Origin of the sequence: Paenibacillus sp. NPDC058898 (assembly GCF_049316025.1) — a bacterium.
Taxonomy (GTDB): Bacteria; Bacillota; Bacilli; order Paenibacillales; family Paenibacillaceae; genus Paenibacillus_AQ.
The window spans coordinates 73549-90736 of sequence record NZ_JBMOSM010000008.1; the positions used below are offsets into that span (position 1 = coordinate 73549).

General features: G+C 46.6%; 17 protein-coding genes. All 17 read right to left on the bottom strand.

Features of this window, described 5'->3' with window-relative positions:
* Positions 1-97: 97 nt before the first annotated feature.
* Positions 98-1885, bottom strand: a complete 1788-nt coding sequence (locus ACOZB4_RS21410; RefSeq protein WP_379414755.1) for an acyltransferase family protein — start codon at positions 1883-1885, stop codon at positions 98-100.
* Positions 1886-2155: 270 nt separating this feature from the next.
* Positions 2156-3025 (bottom strand): DUF3298 and DUF4163 domain-containing protein, encoded by an 870-nt coding sequence (locus ACOZB4_RS21415; RefSeq protein ID WP_379414758.1) that lies wholly within the window; start codon positions 3023-3025, stop codon positions 2156-2158.
* Between the two features lies 1 nt (position 3026).
* Positions 3027-3530 (bottom strand): RNA polymerase sigma factor, encoded by a 504-nt coding sequence (locus ACOZB4_RS21420; RefSeq protein WP_379414760.1) that lies wholly within the window; start codon positions 3528-3530, stop codon positions 3027-3029.
* A gap of 292 nt (positions 3531-3822) precedes the next feature.
* Positions 3823-4410 carry a hypothetical protein gene (locus tag ACOZB4_RS21425; protein ID WP_379414762.1) on the bottom strand — a complete coding sequence of 196 codons (588 nt, stop codon included), beginning with the start codon at positions 4408-4410 and terminating at the stop codon, positions 3823-3825.
* A gap of 244 nt (positions 4411-4654) precedes the next feature.
* Positions 4655-5611, bottom strand: coding sequence for a hypothetical protein (locus ACOZB4_RS21430; protein WP_379414764.1), 957 nt, complete (start codon positions 5609-5611; stop codon positions 4655-4657).
* Positions 5612-5791: 180 nt separating this feature from the next.
* Positions 5792-6007 carry a hypothetical protein gene (locus ACOZB4_RS21435; RefSeq protein ID WP_379414766.1) on the bottom strand — a complete coding sequence of 72 codons (216 nt, stop codon included), beginning with the start codon at positions 6005-6007 and terminating at the stop codon, positions 5792-5794.
* A gap of 116 nt (positions 6008-6123) precedes the next feature.
* Positions 6124-6783 (bottom strand): anti-sigma factor, encoded by a 660-nt coding sequence (locus ACOZB4_RS21440; protein WP_379414768.1) that lies wholly within the window; start codon positions 6781-6783, stop codon positions 6124-6126.
* A gap of 59 nt (positions 6784-6842) precedes the next feature.
* Complete coding sequence (locus tag ACOZB4_RS21445) at positions 6843-7388, bottom strand: RNA polymerase sigma factor (protein ID WP_379414770.1); 546 nt, start codon at positions 7386-7388, stop codon at positions 6843-6845.
* Positions 7389-7483: 95 nt separating this feature from the next.
* Positions 7484-7972 (bottom strand): hypothetical protein, encoded by a 489-nt coding sequence (locus ACOZB4_RS21450; protein WP_379414772.1) that lies wholly within the window; start codon positions 7970-7972, stop codon positions 7484-7486.
* Between the two features lie 36 nt (positions 7973-8008).
* On the bottom strand, positions 8009-8812 hold the full coding sequence (locus ACOZB4_RS21455) for an extracellular solute-binding protein (RefSeq protein ID WP_422759637.1): 804 nt from the start codon (positions 8810-8812) through the stop codon (positions 8009-8011).
* A gap of 165 nt (positions 8813-8977) precedes the next feature.
* On the bottom strand, positions 8978-9145 hold the full coding sequence (locus ACOZB4_RS21460; RefSeq protein WP_379408788.1) for a hypothetical protein: 168 nt from the start codon (positions 9143-9145) through the stop codon (positions 8978-8980).
* Positions 9146-9169: 24 nt separating this feature from the next.
* Positions 9170-10258 (bottom strand): bifunctional transcriptional activator/DNA repair enzyme AdaA, encoded by a 1089-nt coding sequence (locus ACOZB4_RS21465; protein ID WP_422759638.1) that lies wholly within the window; start codon positions 10256-10258, stop codon positions 9170-9172.
* Positions 10259-10542: 284 nt separating this feature from the next.
* On the bottom strand, positions 10543-11412 hold the full coding sequence (locus tag ACOZB4_RS21470; protein ID WP_379408780.1) for a carbohydrate ABC transporter permease: 870 nt from the start codon (positions 11410-11412) through the stop codon (positions 10543-10545).
* A 16-nt stretch (positions 11413-11428) separates the two neighbouring features.
* Positions 11429-12304, bottom strand: coding sequence for a carbohydrate ABC transporter permease (locus ACOZB4_RS21475; protein ID WP_076322415.1), 876 nt, complete (start codon positions 12302-12304; stop codon positions 11429-11431).
* A 45-nt stretch (positions 12305-12349) separates the two neighbouring features.
* Entirely contained in the window at positions 12350-13675 is a 1326-nt protein-coding gene (locus tag ACOZB4_RS21480) for an extracellular solute-binding protein (RefSeq protein WP_379408772.1), read from the bottom strand.
* A gap of 97 nt (positions 13676-13772) precedes the next feature.
* Positions 13773-15344 carry a response regulator transcription factor gene (locus ACOZB4_RS21485; protein ID WP_422759639.1) on the bottom strand — a complete coding sequence of 524 codons (1572 nt, stop codon included), beginning with the start codon at positions 15342-15344 and terminating at the stop codon, positions 13773-13775.
* Positions 15325-17145 carry a cache domain-containing sensor histidine kinase gene (locus ACOZB4_RS21490; protein WP_379408763.1) on the bottom strand — a complete coding sequence of 607 codons (1821 nt, stop codon included), beginning with the start codon at positions 17143-17145 and terminating at the stop codon, positions 15325-15327. The genes ACOZB4_RS21485 and ACOZB4_RS21490 overlap by 20 nt, the downstream gene beginning before the upstream one ends.
* Positions 17146-17188 lie beyond the last annotated feature (43 nt).

Below are 17188 nucleotides of genomic sequence, written 5' to 3' on the forward strand. Positions count from 1 at the left end.
ACAGACCCTGTTAGTTCGATTCCTTGGTTTTGCCGTCGATGTAAGATAATTCATGGTTATGATGGCCTTAGGATTAGTTTTTATCATTCGTTCTTTGTTAAGGCTTGATTGCCTCTGCTATCAGGGAAGCATAAGCCTTCGCGCCTTCTTCGCCAAGATGTACGCCGTCCCTTGAGAAATATGAATCTTTGTCGGAACTAGCCATGTACCAGTCAACAAGCGTCACGTTGGAGAACTGTTTCGATGTCTCGGCCAAAGTCGAATTAACGTCGCGTTCCCACGGACGCGGCACGCGAATGTTTACAAGCAGAATTTGCTGAACGTTTTCTAACGAATCCAGCAGCGTAAAGAGTGTCTTCTCCGAAAACGTACCATTTGTGCCGAGTGCGACGATGACAACGTCACCTAACTCACCCTTCGACTTATGCTGATCAATAACGTCCTTTGCCTGGGACATCTGTCGGCCCACTTTGCCGTCGATCGTAATGCCGGGGAGATGCTCTTGTAGATAAGGGGCAATATCGAGCAAGACCGAGTCGCCAATCGCGGTCACTTTCTGTCCCGCATCCGGCCTTAGAGTTCCATATGGCTGTTTCGAGCCGTTTGGTTTCGGTATGCTCCCTGGTTGTATTGTCCCTGTTTGAAAATCGTTGCGTTCGTACGAAACCGAGCCTGGTTTCGTATTGGATGTAACGCCAGTCATACCGATAGCGCATATCGTCAGCACAAGCATCATGCATACTGAAGCCATTCTGCCAAGGACCGGCATTGATCCCCACCTCCGGAACTGCCTCCATGCATATCCGAAACCGCCTTTTCGAATAGGCTCCTCGATAAACCGCCACGATATCGCGGCGAGTACAATGCTAATTCCAACCTGTAATATGCTACGTACAATACTGGTCTCCCCAGTGTTGACTTCAGGACGAGTTAGTATAATAACCGGATAATGCCAAAGATAGATGCCGTAAGAACGAACGCCAAGCCACCGCAGTGGTTTACAACCCATTACTTTGCCCAACCGGCTTACGGGATGGGCTAGAACCGCTACAACTATAGCTGTGGCGACGGATAAAAGCACGAATCCGCCACGGTAAAGAAAGCTATCGTACTGATCGGTAAGCCCGATCATGACCACAATCGTCATCAGACCCGCTCCCCCGATGCAATCAAAGATCAGGCGTGCTCGCGGCGCAGCCTTCACTGTGAGCTTGCGGCTCGGCCAAACCATGGCAAGCGCTGCGCCAATGAGCAAGGCAAACGCTCTCGTATCCGTGCCGTAGTAAACCCGGCTCGGATCGCTGCCCTGCTCGTAAATCAGCGCCATCGCAAGCGCCGACAAAAACGCGAGCAATAGAGTCAACCCGAGAAGTCTCCGCCGTGTCACGAAACGAAGTCCGATAACGAGAAGCAACGGCCAGAGCAAGTAGAACTGCTCCTCCACTGCGAGCGACCAAAAGTGTCCGAACGGGGAGGGTGGCCCGAAGCTCGAAAAATACGATACCTCATGATAAATACGCCACCAGTTATTTACGTACAAAAGCGCCGACAGCACATCTCCATGTACCGACGCCAGTTGGGAATGATCGAATAACGTAATCCACGCCACGACGACTGCAATCATGACGAGCAATGCGGGCATCAGCCGCCTTATGCGTCTTAACCAGAAGTCTTTCCAATCCAGCCCTCCATCTCTTTTCCATTGCGCAATGAGGATGTCGGTGATAAGGTACCCGGACAAAACGAAAAACACGCCGACACCTAGCAACCCGCCGGGTGCCCATCTGGAATCAAGATGATAGACGATGACAGCTAACACGGCGAACGCCCGCAGTCCATCGAGCCCGGGCATATAGCGCCCGTTACCTTTAAGCGGCTTAGGCATATCGGCCGTCTTCCCTATCTATATCAGCTTTCATTATAAATGGTGGGATTCGTTCGTTTGTCATGCGCTTCGCCGCCGTGATCTGTCTGCAGTTGTTCTGCTTCATTCGTTTTATGCCATGCATCTGTATTTTGCCCTTTCAATCTCGATAGGTTAGGTTTTCAACATAGTCCGGCGATTGACTCATTGAAAAACTTGTAACAATGAACCCGAAACATGTACGATACCGTCGGACCGGTTTTTCGTACGCCTTTTGCTCGATTTCGAAGTTTATTTTATATATTCATTACATACTAATGCATTGGCAATCTCATTGGTTGGAATAATAAATTCAACCACGCCCATAGAACCTGGCGCAACTTCGTATTTATCAAAGGAGATGACAAGTTTGCCTTCATTGTTTATATAAAAGGATTGATCCTTAGCAATGCTCTGAAAACTTTCAAAATCCACTTTATCGTCTACCCAATACGTTTTGTCCGGGTCCGCCTTCATTTGCTGCCTCATTTGTTCTTTAATATTTTCACTGATTAGTCTGATATAGCTGTCATCTTTAAATAAACTCGGTAAGGTAATTAAAAGTTGATTTTTCTTATCTATAGTGTCGTATTTAAATGTTGTTGAGGATGAACCAACCGTATTTACTACATATCTGCCAATGGCAAGAATCTGATCATTGTCGGTTTTGACTTCATAACCGCTTTCCACGCCGACGTGCCCTCCGCCATGTTTCTTTAATTCCTCCATTTCAGCCGTAAAATCGTTGTACAGCTTTTTACTATCTTCCAGATATTCACTATTAAGAGCAGCTTCTAACGTTTTATTTTCCATGTTCGTAATGGCAGGTACTTTGATATCGGCTTTGGCAGTTTCTTCATCGACTTTAAATTCTGTAAATGTCAGCACCTTGACGAGCGGACCAACTAATGGCACATCTGATAAAGCTTTTGCAAAGGTAGGACTAGCATTAATCCCTGTTATCAATATAATAGCTGCTGCCCCGACCCCAACGAGACTCTTCTTCCAATTTCCATGTCTTTTCTTGCTTTGTTTAATAGCTTTCTTAACAACGAAATCCAATTCATCAGGGATAGGCGTATCTTTATATTTTCTTTTTAACTGTTCCAGTTGTTCGCTCATCTTACTTTACCTCCTCTAAAATCTCTTTGCTCATTTTAACTCGGAGTTTGCGGAGCCCTTGATACAATCTTGTTTTTACAGTATTGATGTTCTCATCCATTACTTCCGCAATTTCTTCAATTTTTAAATCTTCAAAATATCTAAGTACTATTACAGTACGAAAGTTAGGGGGTAATTCCTCCAAAGCCTTCTCCAGATCCATGTCATGGTAGACGTCTTCACCTGTAGTGCTGTGTAATTCCAAAGTCTTATCATCCACAAGTTGAATCCTCTTTTGTTTTCTCAGGAAATCGATCGATGTATTCACCACAATCCTGTAAAACCAACTTTTTATGGAACCCTCGGATTTTAAGGCTTCTGATGATGACAGAGCCTTATGAATTGAGTCCTGAACAATATCCAGTGCATTTTCAGCATTTTTTACATAACTGAAAGCTAATCGATACACATTCTCTTTATCTTCCGTAATAAAACGAATCAGTAACTTTTCAAACTTGTTATTCATATTAGAGACTCTCCCTTTGATATGCGCATATCATTTCCTTGCTATACAAGTAAGACGTGGATGGTACCTAAAAAAGTTTGTTCTCCGGTAAATGAGCACGAGATGTAAAAATTTCAAGTTCATTCACACGAAGATTTTGGATAAATTAAAAAACTCGATGTTCCTCTGCTGTAGGAAATCGAGTTCTTTGCGCAATTCCAATTTCGTAAATTCTTCTTTTATTTTATATATATCCTTTTCCATACCTTTTCCATTATAAGTCTTGAACTATAGAGGAGCGATAGTTCAAGTTTCATCTATTCAAATCGGTGTATTGGTTATCCGCAAAAAGAGCTTTGAGTTTATTTTTTTCCCAAGTTAAGACAAGATGATCCACGTATCCACCATTTCCTCCTTGAGGGGCTGTTACAATAATATCGTCCACTTTATTGCCTGTATAGTCACCAATAATCAAATTCGGTTCTCTCCCGAATTCCCCACTCAATGTTCCATCTACGTTGTTCATCCAATCATATTTTACATACTTATGGGTTTTTCCATCCTGCACAATGACGGATAAATCACTGGCATACGCATCCAGTTTTCCATCAATCTTTTCTTTTGTACCCACCAAGATCACTTTGTCTTTAACGGAATCACCGTTCACATCAGACATTTTGTGATCAAGTACATACGTATTTTCCTTCAGTTTAAGCCCGGGTGCTGTAAATTTTTGACCAATTTCTATTTTGGGCAATGTTTTTTGGGATTGTTGAGTTACCACTTTTGAGGTTGAGGCTGCCTGTTTCGCTAAAGTAACTTGAGGTGCCCCGACTCCGACTGCACAAATGAAACCTGCCAGGGCTAACAAAGGAATTTTCTTTACGAATCGATTTTTCATTTTCCAAACCTCCATTTATATTTGCTTGCTTACATAAGTAAGACGTACGAGGTCTCCTAAAAAGTTTGTTCTCGATTCAGAGAAAAAGAAATCCTACCTATAAGTTCATTAGATCAGGAGATTCAGTTGTCAAGATCAAAGATGAAATGTAAAAATGATGCGCCTTAGCAAGGCACACCACAAATAGACTAACCCTGCATTCTGGAGTTAGTCTGTTTTAACATGGATGTTGAACCCGCAAAAACTAATTTAGCAGTTCGAAAGACTTGTTTACATCCAAATCACTATATAGTTGATCGAACAGCTTGCCGTCTTCCGACTGGGGGTCAAACGGATTGGACTGCGGCGTTGTACACACATACACCATGCCTTTGGCTTCCTCAATTACGCCCCCTACAGGCGGGCCCTCTACATGGGAGAGGCGAGTCCAATCGTTTTTGGTAAATACGGAGATCGTCAACAGCGTTTCAGCATCTTTTCCATCCTTTGACGTATAATCGAACTTCACTACATGCTTAGCCGATGGCAAAATTTCATCAGCATCTGCGCCTGCATATTGGCTCACCTTGGAATGTCCGTTCCAAGAATCGGGCAGTTTTAAACTAAAGTTTGCCTGAGGATTAGTGTAAAGTTCTTGGTTATCCGCCAAAACATCTTTGAGTTTATTTCCTTCCCAAGTTAAGATCAGATGATCCACGTATCCACCATTTCCTCCTTGAGGGGATGTTACGATAATATCGTTCACTCTGTTACCCGTATAGTCACCAATAATCAAATTTGGTTCCCTCCCGAGCTCCCCGTACATTTTTCCATCGGTCCCTTTATTTACCCAGTCATATTTTACGTACTTCTGGTTTTTTCCATCCTGCACGATGACGGATAAATCACTGGCATACGCATCCAGTTTTCCATCAATCTTTTCTTTTGTACCCACCAAGATCACTTTGTCTTGAACGGAATCACCGTTTACATCGGACATTTTGTAATCAAGTACATACGTATTTTCCTTTAATTTAAGTTCGGGGACTATAATTTTTTGACCCAGTTTCAATTTTGGGAGTGCTTTATTCGTTTGTGGTGTCACCCCTTTTGGGACCGTGGTTACTTGTTTTGCTTGCGATACTTGAGGCGTAAGGATTGCCGCCGCACAAATGAAACCTGCTGCCAAAAAAGTAATTTTCTTTACATATTGTTTCTTCATTTTAAAAACCTCCAGTTGTATTTTTGCTTGCCTTATATAGGTAAGACGTACGAGGTCCCCCAAAAAGTTTATTTTTCAACGAGGACAGACTTTGGCGTAATAAACGCAAACAACGAGCCTACGGATATTATTCCCAATAGCTCGTTGCTCCACATGAGGATATACAGACAGTCCTTGTATCTAGGCAAGCCCTTTTAATGTAAGAAATGAATGATTGCATCCTGTTACTTTATCAATCATGGAGTCAATCGATCCATCTAAGCTGCTGAACACAACTTTAATTTTTTCATTTTCCAACTTATAGCATGATTCATTTTGGACACGTTTTTCATGCCAATAACTTACTTTAACCTGTTCAATAGCTCGTTCAGTTAAGATGTATGTTGAAAGCCACATGCGGGAACATCCACTTCTAATGTCACTTTTAAATAATCATGTCCCCAATAGTGATTAAATCCACCGTACAAAAAGGACAGATAGAACAAAATATATCTGTCCTTTTCTGTTTCCATCTATGACCCGGCTATTTTTTCTCCCCTTGGCTGGCTGCTGCTGGCGTCCGGTTCGACGGTGATGCCGATTTGATCAAAAGTCTGCCCTTCGGCGAGCTGGTAGGTCAGTATTCCGGATCCGTTTTCGTCCGGCTTGAATATGCCGCCATTTACCCTCGTGCCGTTTTTCAGCAGCCAAACCTGGTAAACCTGTGAACCTTCGACGCCGCGCAATTCGTGAACCTGCACCACCAAATTTTTCTCTGATCCCTGCTGGACAATATAGGCGATGCCGTTTGTTCCCCGGTGGCTTTGATTGGCTGCTTTTAAGGGAATGGCCGTTAAAATTTCAATGGGGATATTTTCGGCATGGCGATTTTTTCCCTGTACATTCACTATTCCAAGACCAATAATCGCGAGCAACAAGACGGCCACGATACTGGCTGAAACAGGAGTGAACTGGCTTTTGAGCATCTTGGCAAGCTTGCTTATCTTAGCTATGAATGTTTCCGTACCGCTTTTCCTTTTGTGATCAAAAACAAACCCCAGCACCTCGCCTTTTAGCGATTCAGGCACCTCGATTTCGGTATAATCAAACGGCAAAGCATGCCAGGCCTGGGACAATTCCTGATATTCTTTCTTACAATCCGTACAATTCTTTAAATGTTCAACAAAGGCCATGTGTTCGCTCTCCTTGAGCTCATTTGCTATATATGGAATTAAATGATCACAATCTCTTCTCATTTTAGATCCTCCAGTTTCAGATGCTTCCTCAATCCTTTAAGAGCCTGGTGAAGCCTGCTTTTAATCGTGCCGAGCGGCTCTTGTTCCAGCTTGGCGATCTCTGAAAGAGAATACCCTTTCCAATAAAGCAAATCGATTAATTTTCTTTGCGCCGTCGGCAATTTGTTTTTCGCCATCGCAATATTATTCGTATTTACTCGTTGCTCGATTTCATTGGCAGGGTCGGCGATCTCTTCATGTTCCTCTTGATGGTGCTCAGTATGCCTCTTCTCTTTGCGGAGGTAGTCAATGCAAATATTTCGTGTAATCGTGAGGAGCCAATTGACAAAACTGCCTTGAGCAGGATCATAATGGCTGTTTGTTGTCCATAGCCTCAAAAAGACCAACTGAATAATCTCTTTCGTCTTATCCTCATTCCCATTGCAAAACTTCATAACGAAGCTGTAAACAAGCTTTATATATCGATCATAAAGCTCCTCTAATGCGTGACGATGTTTTCCGTTTACCAATCTCATTAATTCCGCATCGTGTTTTTCTTTCATATGGCACTCCCTGTTATTGGATAAAAATTATATTGCCATTTTACTAGTTTAAAAGAAAGGAGGAACGACCGCGATTGATCGTTCCTTGGACTGGCTTATTCAAATTCTGTTTCGCTGTTTACGACAAACCATACATCTTTTACTCCTTGTCCGTTTACATCCCCTTCTTGCTGGTCTTTTGCAAAATAATAGAGAGGAAAACCTTTGTACGTGACCTGTTTCTCCCCGTTGTCTTCTCTTGAGATCGTATCGAAATCCTTTTTGTCAAAACTTTCCGGGACCGCAAAATCCTCCTGGGTAAATGCCGGCCAGTTTGCCAAGCAGTCTCCGCTGCAATTGCTTTTTCCTGCTTCGTCGTTTTTAAAGTAATACAGGGCCTTTCCCTGTGAATCCGCCAGGTACTCTCCAGCTTTCTCATCCTTCAAAAGCTGAAGGCTATCAGCCGGGGCTTGTTCCGATTGAGTTTGTTCCGTTTGGGCTTGAGCGGGTTGATTCGTCGCTGTTTTTCCCTCAGTGCTTTTTCCGCAAGCAGCCAAAGCAAAAATAATCGAAAATATCATGAGGGTAAGTATTCCTTTTTTCATGTATATTCCTCCTGTTTTTTTGATTTAAGACTCTCCTTACTTCCAGCCCCATTTTTGAAAGATTTGGTGAGCTTCTTCCGTTTTTAAATAATCAATAAATTGCTGTGCTTCTTTTTTCTGATCGGTGAGTTTCGTCAGGGCGATCGGCGTTCCACGATAGAGCTTTTCTTCTTCGGGCAATTCGACCAGGTCCGTCACATCCTGGAGCCGGTAATGCCACGATTCATAGGTAATCCAGGCGTCTAGGCTGGAATTCGATTTCCATCGTTCAATGGCTTCGGCACTCGACTTTACAGAAAGGTTAATATTATGGGAAATGCCTTCGATCAGCCCTTTTCTGCCTGCCAGGTCTTCCCACAGGCCAAGCTGGCCCGCCCCATTCACATCGATTATTTTTACTCCCTTTTTCGTTAAATCCTCCAGGCTTTCAATCTTCTTGGGATTTCCTTTCCTCACCAATATTCCTGCAGCACGCGGGTATAGCTCCGTTCGTGATTTCGTGTCGATCATTTCGGGATGGTTGAAGATGAAGTCCTGCAGCATATACTCGGAGCCACCGAAAATAATATCTGCATCTTGCTTTGCCTGGCCGATCCAATTGCCCTCTGGTCCGGCTGTTACTTCCACCTCGATTCCCGTTTCAGCTGAAAAATGCTCAGTAGCTTCCTTGATCGGTCCAAGTGGTCCGCCTGGTCCATACACTCGGATGACATGATCACTTTGGCTGGAATTTGGTTTCGACTGGGACGCCGGCTTACGGTCCGTTTCTGCATAGGCTGACAATCCGGCAGCCGAAATGATAAAGAGCAGTAGAGCTGATAGGAATACGGTCTTCTTCATGATTCTTCCTCCATTTCATACATGATTTTTACCGGTACTATTAAAAGGAAACGAAGGGAGACTGTAAACGGTTTGATTATAATTGCAAAATATATAGATTGAACATATCTTACAAACCCATTATTTAAAATAAATAAAAAGAATCCATTTTGAAAAAATGATTGATCAAAATGGATTCTCATTCTCTTGTGGTGCGATCATCACTACAGATACCTTAGCGGCAGTACCAGAAAAAATAGTAACACTTCCCAGCTCATCTATTGATTTTATGCCGCCTACGGTTACATTGACGCTAAATGTGCTTAATGCTCCTTTTTGATCGGCAATGTACATGCTGTATGCTACGACGAAAGTCTACTATTCATGCAGGGTTGCGGTGCTCATCGATTTCTCATGATGCAGCAGCCATTGCTTGCGCGACAATCCTCCGCCGTATCCGCCCAATTCGCCGCTCGAATTGATCACGCGATGGCACGGAATGACAATCGCAAGCTGGTTAGCGCCATTCGCTTGGGCGACGGCACGATACGCGGTCGGTTTTCCCATCGTAGCTGCAAGCTCGCCATACGAAGACGTTTGTCCGGGTGGAATCTGCAGTAACTGATCCCATACTTCCTTTTGAAATGGCGATCCTAACAGGTACAAGGGTGTCTTAAATTCCGTTAATTTCCCGTCAAAATACGCGTCGAGCTCAATCTCGATCGAACGAATCGGTGCTGTGTAACCCGGAACGATTGCCGACTTGGTTCTCTGCCGGAGACGTTCAACCTCACGCTCCAGGCCCCGGCGGTCTACGAATTCGAGCAGATACAACGCCTCCTCATCCGCGATGGCCATCATTGGTCCTAGACGTGTGTCGATCCATGAAGCTTTTAAGATCTTGTTATTCCCCGATCGAGTAGGCGCAGCGCCCATAATCCGCGAAAAGGCGTCCCTGAATCCACTGCTGGACTCGTAGCCGGTCGACAGCTGCGCATCGATGACGGCATGCCCCTCCCGGATTTGCTTCAGGGCAAGTCCCATCCGCCGTGCCCGTGCATATTCGACGAAGGTCATCCCGAACCGCTTCTTGAATTGGCGTCTCGCCGTCGAAGCATCCACGGACAGCTTCTGAAAATCCTGGTTGGTCCACCTTTTCTCCGGATTTTCTTCCACCGCCTCAACGAGCAGCCGGACCAGGTCGGACACCTGATTGGGGTGTGATAGCGGACGGCATCGTTTACAGGGCCTGAAGGAAGCAAGCAGCGCTTCTTGAGCCGTCTCGTAAAATTCACAATTTTCCATTTTTGGTTTTCGGGCCGGACATGTCGGGCGGCAGAACACCCCCGTGGTCTTCACGCCCACATAAAAAACGCCCTCGTACTCCGATTTCTTTTCCACTAATGCCTGATAATACTCCTGTTGATTCGCAGCCGATATCACTTGGGGTTCCTCCCTCGATCTCATATACGTACACTGTGGCTATCGCTTGCAAGCCATCATCTCATGCTCTCTTTGTCCTTGTCTTCCTATTATATTGGATATGCCGGCATGACGTAGCCGAAAATCGTGCATGAATATTTTCGAGGAAGAGGCGAAAACTTTGCCAACTTCAGTACTTAAACAAACCGCACTACGGAATTAGACCAACCTGAAATCCTAGTTGACCTAATAATACGAAAAAAACCCCTTCCTTTGAACCGGAAGAGGCCTTTCTTTTAAGAATATTGAATTTCCTTAAGACCAAAGATTTAACCTTTGATGGACCCTGCCACCATACCCTTCATGATCTGCTCCTGCAAGATCAGGTAGGCCACGATCGTTGGAATGACTGCGATCGCCATCGCTCCCATCGTCAAGCTGTAATCCGTGCCGAAGCCGTCCGAGAATAAGGACAAACTGAGCGGCAGCGTCTTCAGCGCTTGCGTACTGATAAATACGAGTGCAAAGGAGAAGTCATTCCAGAATCGGAGGAATGCCAGAATCGATATCGTTGCCACGATGGGCGTACAGAGCGGAAGAATCATTCTGGCGAAGATTCCCCACCAGCCGCTGCCGTCAATCATGGCCGCTTCTTCAATCTCTCTTGGAATGGATGACATGTAGGCCATCGCCAAGAATATCGCGATTGGCAGCTCAAATGCCGTATAAGGCAGAATGAGCGCACCGTACGTGTCGAGCAGGCCGATATTTTTCATCATAATAAACAGGGGCACCAGCGTACTATGAATCGGAATCAGCAGCCCGGTCGTAAACAACACGACCACCAGCTTTTTGAACCGAAACTCGAATCTGGACAATACATATGCCGCAAGTACACTGAGCAGGATGGTCAGAACGACAGCCGTAATCGTCACAACCGTTGAATTCAGCATCGCTCTGCCCATATTTCCAAGCTCCCATGCCCGGAATAAATTCTCGGTCATCCACTCCTTCGGCAAGCCGTAAGGGTTGGTGAAGAAATCCTGATTCGATTTAAACGCGCTCGTAAAAAGCCAGTACAAGGGATAGAGCGTAAGAATCGCATACACAATCAGCAGCAATTTTACGAACCCGGTTAACCCCTTCGTGATGACGCGTTTCCCTGAGGCGCTTCCGGTCCCGGTCGTCTGTAAATTCACATCGCTCCCTCCTTCATTAACTTGACTTTCTGCGCGTTGCGAAATAGTTAAGCGCGATAAGAATGGCGCTGACAATCATAATCATCGTGGAGACGGCGGAGCCGTAACCGTAACGGTACACGCTGAACGTGCTGTTGTACATATAAGTGGCTAGCAGCTCGGTCGATTGCGCCGGTCCGCCACCCGTCATGACGATGACATGGTCAAAAGCTTTCAGGCTTCCCGAGATGCATAGCACAATGGTTACGACAACCGTGCTCCAGATCATCGGCAGCGTGATTTGCATCAGCTTGTTCCAGCCGGTGGACCCATCGATTTTGGCCGCATCATGGATCTCCGGTGAAATATTTTGCAGTGCTGCGATAAAGATGACCAGATAAGGGCCGATGTTCGCCCAGTTAATCGGGATTGATATCGCCAGCATGTTGACTTTTGGATCGGACAGCCAGGCACGGGTCCATGACTCCAGACCGAGCATCTCCAGCACATAGTTGGCGATTCCGAACTGAGGATGATAAATATAACCCCAGATGAGACCGACAACAACCGTGGAGAGAACCATCGGCATGAATACGGCAGACCGAATGAACCTGGAGAAGAACGAATTCTTGAACAATACAATAGCCAGAATCAACGCGATTGGAACCTGACCGATAATGGATGATACGACCAGAATCAGGTTGTTTCGAAGCGCCCGCCAGAAGATCGGATCCTTGAACATCTCTTTATAATTATCAAGGCCGATAAATGTGGCGTCTCCGAACCCTTTCCAACTGAAAAATCCGTAGTAAGCTGACCAGAACACCGGAATAATGACAAATATCAGAAACAACAGAAGCGCAGGAAGAAGAGCTATGGCTATAAATCCTTTGCTTCTCATCGCTGTAGGCATGGCAGCCTCCTCCCTCCTAATCCTTGTGTAGTGATGAACGGTTTCTTATGGAGTAGCGGATCTGGCTTGCGCATCCTGTAGCTTCTGGGCCACACCTTCGACGGGGCCGCCCATCATAATTTCCTGCAGACCGTTGTTGATGACTTCAGCCGCTTCTGCAGACAGATAAGCATCGTATACCGGCGTAATGCTTGTGGATTTCACCAGGTTAAAGGCTTTATAGTACAAGGAAGTAACTTTGGCCTGATCGATTTCGGTATCGTACATTACCATGGAGTTGCTCTCGGCAATCGCTTTTTGCGCTTCTGGTCCGCTGACCGCATAAATCAGTTCCAGCGCCAATTCTTTCGCTTTCCCTTCCGTTCTGCTGCTAAGGGCCAGACCGCCGCCAGCTCCGCCGGAGATGGTGTTAGCCTCACCTTTACCGCCCGGGATCGAAGGCAATGTCGTCACTTCAATATCCTTCATTTGCTCCTCCGAAGAAGAAGCCGCCAGGTTCGTGAGTGTCCATGCACCGCTGATCATCATCGCTGCATTTCCTTGGATGAAATACTGCTCGGCTTGCGTGTTGTCGATGCTGTTCGCGCCTTCCTGGAAGGCTTTGTTATCTACCAGCTCTTTGAAATAACCAAGAGCTTCGATAAAATCAGGATCGGTAAATTTCGCGCCATCCTGTGCTGCCGCTTTCTTGAACCATTCGGTGCCTGTCACACGATCGGCAATCGATCCGATAATGGTGGATTGCGCAACCCATGGCGCTTTGTTTCCGAGTGCGATCGGCGTAATGCCGTTATCATTGAACGTTTTAACCGCCGCCATCATTTCTTCCCAAGTTGTTGGAACTTTTACGTTATGTTTGTCAAACAATGCTTTGTTGTAGTAGAGAATTGAAGTTGCGGACATGCCTAGTGGAGCAGAGTAGATCTTGCCGTCCTCGAACTCGTATGGATCAAACGCTCCCGGCAGGAATTTATCCTTCCAATCCGAATGCGCATCGAGCACCTCTGTAATCGGCTGAAGCAGTTTCGCCTGATGAAGCTCGGCTGACTGGCTTCCAGCATATACGAAGAATACATCCGGCATTTCATTCGCAGCCGCAACCGTACTCAGACGTTGACGGTAACCGTCCGGCGGAATCGCTTGTGCATCGAGCGTAACTTCAGGATGGTCCTGAGCAAACTGATCGATAAAGCTTCGGACTGATTTTGCACGCAGGTCATCACCGGCAAAGTTATGCCAGATTGTCAGCTTGACCTTCTCTTGATTACTCTCATTTCCTCCCGCCTGCTCTTTGCTTTGCCCGCCTCCGCAAGCTGCAAGGACCAGTGACATCATCAGCAGAACAAGACCTATTTTACGTTTTGGTCTCATGGTCAATCCCCCTTTTTAATATACGAAAATGATGAAACGTCTTAGATGATTAGTCCAAGTATATAAAAGGATATAACGCTTACATAGGGGATATAATTCAGTCGATAGAGGGACAAAATTCAGGATTTGCCCGATACTCCGACGGGGTTTGTCCTGTCCATTTCTTGAACAGGCGGTTAAAATACTTAATATCCTCATAGCCGATTTCATTCGCGATTTCACTGATTTTGGCTGGCGTTTCCCGCAGCAGGTGCATCGCTTTTCGCAGCTTCGCCTGGGTCACGAATTCGATATAATTCTGCCCGGTTTCCTTCTTGAACATCTCGCTGAAATAGTTGGGGTTCATATGAACATGCTTGGCCACTTGTTGGAGAGACAAGCTCTGTCCCAGATGCTCATGAATGAAGGAGATCGCTCGCTGGACGGGACTTGTCGTCGACACCATATCACGGTACTCCTTCATGATGAGCCCGAGCGAATCGACCAGCACCTTCTCCGGATCCTTGGTCAACTCGCGGATATCGTATGTCTCTTCCACTTTCACCGGACTGGTATAGCCGATAGACGTTGCAGCCCGTATAAGCCAGCGCTGTGCCGAGATGATCAGGGAATGTAGGTAAGCCTGAACCGAGCCAGGCGTTGCCTGGTCCTGACTTTGGATGCGCCGCAGCAAATCCGTCACCCATGCCTGCAAGTCGGCGGATTCTCCCGAACGCAGCAGGGATGACAGCTTGGTTTCTTCTTCCATCGAACAGACCGTGCGAATGCCTGTACGTCCTTCGATATCTTCATAGCGGATATGCCGTTCCGATTGCAGCAGCCACTCGTAGGAGCTGGCCTCTACCGCGGTAGCCAGCGCAATGTGCAGCTCCCTGGCGTTTGCGACCCGTCGGCCGCTGGCAGCCTTGATGCCGCAGGCGTGCATGGATTCCATTTTCCGCAGAGCGGAATCTACCCGCCCCCAGCCATTACTCGGCTCTGCCCGCACCAACAGAAGCAGGGAGCCGTTCCACTCCAGCCATGCACATTGCAGCACTTCGGCCAACTCCGTGCCGATTAATCGATGCAGCTCGCTAACGTTCGATTGTTCCTCTTCTTCTGGATGCAGCGGATATACCGACAGTATCCAGATCTGCAGCACCGAGCCGTTCGATTCCAAACGCAGCTCCGGGTATCGCTCACACAATTCGGCCTCGGCATGCTCGTCCAGCGGAGTGCCGGAAGCAAGGAGCCTTCTCAGAAAGCCCCGGTTGACCACCATTTCCTGCGCCTTTCCCTTCGCTTGAGTAAGCCTGCGCTGTAACAGCCGTTCCCTGGCTTGGACAGCAGCCTCAATAATTTCCCCGGGCCTGCTCGTCTTCAGCAAATAGTCACTTACGCCTTCCCGCATCGCCTGCTGCGCATATGAAAATTCATCATATCCCGATATAACAATGATTTCGATCTCGGGATACTGCTGCTTGACTTCATGTGCCATATCCAGTCCGCTCAAGCCTGTCATGCGAATATCGGTAAAAATAATTTCGGGCATTTCAACAGGAATACGCTGAAGGGCTTCCTCCGCCGAAGCCGCGGGCGTCAGCACCGTAAAGCCGTTATCGGCCCAATTGATCACTGTACTCAGACCATTTCGAATGATCACTTCATCATCAACGATCAGTACCTTCAATGTCGCCATCCCCTTTATTGGATAATTCAGATTGTTGAATTTCAGGTAAATCAGGTATCGTAAACATCACACGTGTTCCGACTCCTTCCGTACTCTCCACACGCAAGCCCGCATCCTTGCCGTAATGAAGGAGAAGCCGTTTATGGACATTGCGCAGCCCGTAGCTTCCGCGCGGGGTCTGCCCCTTCTCGTACTGCAGCGGATTCTCAACCAGCTGATCCTGAAGCCATTTCAGGCGATCCGTCGTCATTCCTATGCCATCATCCTCCACCACGAAGTGGATCCCTTCAGGCTCGCGGTGCCCGCGAATCGTAATCGTCCCCATCCCGTCACGGCTCAAAATACCGTGCAGCATGGAGTTTTCAACCAACGGCTGCAGCAGCAGTTTTAACATGGTGTGCTGATAAAGCTCTTCCTCCACATGAACCTCAAACTTGAACTTTTCCGGATAGCGGATGGTTTGGATATTCACGTAATGACGGACATGCATAATTTCCTGCTGAATCGTGCAATATTCCTGCCCGTTATTGAGACTGAACCTCAGGAAATCGCTGAGCGATCCCACCATCTCGGCGATTTTCACATCCTGGTTCATCAGCGCCAGCCAATGGATGGATGACAGCGTATTGTAGAGGAAATGCGGATTAATCTGCACCTGCAGTGCATGCATATCCGCCTCCTTCTTCAGCGACTCGTTCAGCTTCACTTCGTCGGTAAGCTTCACAATCCGAGAGCTGAGCCGGTTGTAACTGATAATGAGCTGCCCGACCTCATCGACCGTCTTAACCGGGAGCGCAGGCAGCGGCTCTTCCGGGCTTGAATTCTTGAGAAACTTCGTTAGCACGGACAGCGGATTCGTAATTTTCTGGATCAGGAAAAGAACCAGTATAATGGCAAGCAGTATAGCCACGGTGACGGCAACCGCCGTCAATTTGATGAAGTATTGGTTCTGGGAACGGTATTCCTGTGAGGGTATGATGCCGACCAGTTTCCAGTTCACGCTGGACATTTTCTTATAGAGAATGGTCTTCTTGTTGCTCCCCTCGCCATAGTCTATATTTCCGCTGAGCCCCTCAAACTCTCCAATCGAAGGATAATAGTCTGCAAGTGTAAGATTGGTCTCCATATCCGGCGGACCAGCGATAATCCGGTTATTCTCATCAAGAAGAAGGACAAACCCGGTCTTCTCCAGGACGGCCTGCCGGAATTGATTGGCAATGACACCCTGATCCAGGTTGATCTGCAGATTCCCGATCGGCTTATATTTATCCGTGCTCCGGATCGGTCTGGCCAACGTAATGACTTTCCTAACGCCTTCAAAAGTCCACTGTCGATGCACAAAGGACCACCATTTGGGATGATGCTCGTAATAATCGGGGACCACTTCGGTAATATTCCGGAACTCGGAGCGTACCAAGGATTTGTGCGAGATCGCATCTTTGCTGCCGAGCGGTTCGACAATGATGTTAGCGATATAATCTTTGGAAAAGGCCAGATTCGTCAAAAAATTAATAACCGTCGTCTGCTGGACATAGTTGCTCTGTTCGGTCTTCAGATAGGCTTGAACACCGGTATGCCCGATGAGAAACAGCGAGATGTTCTCCACGTCTTTGACCATCGTATCCAGGTAAGCTTCCAGCTGCCGAAGCGTATTCATTCCTGTAATCTTGGCCTTCTCCTCCGTCAGACTCTTGGCTATGTTAAAAGAGAAAATACCGAGAAACAGCAGCGGCACCAGCGTAGCGATAATAATAAGTAACGACAATTTATGCTTTAGCGATTTCCCAAGCCATTGCTGCATAAAAACACCTCGTTCAAAGCCCTCATGGTATGGACTTGTTATA

Bases quoted from the DNA above. Each gene is read 5' to 3' on its own strand.
- ACOZB4_RS21490 (WP_379408763.1), bottom strand. From the start codon at position 17,145: ATGCAGCAATGGCTTGGGAAATCGCTAAAGCATAAATTGTCGTTACTT.
- ACOZB4_RS21410 (WP_379414755.1), bottom strand. From the start codon at position 1,885: ATGCCTAAGCCGCTTAAAGGTAACGGGCGCTATATGCCCGGGCTCGAT.
- ACOZB4_RS21425 (WP_379414762.1), bottom strand. From the start codon at position 4,410: ATGAAAAATCGATTCGTAAAGAAAATTCCTTTGTTAGCCCTGGCAGGT.
- ACOZB4_RS21450 (WP_379414772.1), bottom strand. From the start codon at position 7,972: ATGAAAAAAGGAATACTTACCCTCATGATATTTTCGATTATTTTTGCT.
- ACOZB4_RS21455 (WP_422759637.1), bottom strand. From the start codon at position 8,812: ATGAAGAAGACCGTATTCCTATCAGCTCTACTGCTCTTTATCATTTCG.
- ACOZB4_RS21430 (WP_379414764.1), bottom strand. From the start codon at position 5,611: ATGAAGAAACAATATGTAAAGAAAATTACTTTTTTGGCAGCAGGTTTC.
- ACOZB4_RS21480 (WP_379408772.1), bottom strand. From the start codon at position 13,675: ATGAGACCAAAACGTAAAATAGGTCTTGTTCTGCTGATGATGTCACTG.
- ACOZB4_RS21445 (WP_379414770.1), bottom strand. From the start codon at position 7,388: ATGAAAGAAAAACACGATGCGGAATTAATGAGATTGGTAAACGGAAAA.
- ACOZB4_RS21440 (WP_379414768.1), bottom strand. From the start codon at position 6,783: ATGGCCTTTGTTGAACATTTAAAGAATTGTACGGATTGTAAGAAAGAA.
- ACOZB4_RS21475 (WP_076322415.1), bottom strand. From the start codon at position 12,304: ATGCCTACAGCGATGAGAAGCAAAGGATTTATAGCCATAGCTCTTCTT.
- ACOZB4_RS21465 (WP_422759638.1), bottom strand. From the start codon at position 10,258: ATGAGATCGAGGGAGGAACCCCAAGTGATATCGGCTGCGAATCAACAG.
- ACOZB4_RS21435 (WP_379414766.1), bottom strand. From the start codon at position 6,007: ATGTGGCTTTCAACATACATCTTAACTGAACGAGCTATTGAACAGGTT.
- ACOZB4_RS21460 (WP_379408788.1), bottom strand. From the start codon at position 9,145: ATGTACATTGCCGATCAAAAAGGAGCATTAAGCACATTTAGCGTCAAT.
- ACOZB4_RS21415 (WP_379414758.1), bottom strand. From the start codon at position 3,025: ATGAGCGAACAACTGGAACAGTTAAAAAGAAAATATAAAGATACGCCT.
- ACOZB4_RS21420 (WP_379414760.1), bottom strand. From the start codon at position 3,530: ATGAATAACAAGTTTGAAAAGTTACTGATTCGTTTTATTACGGAAGAT.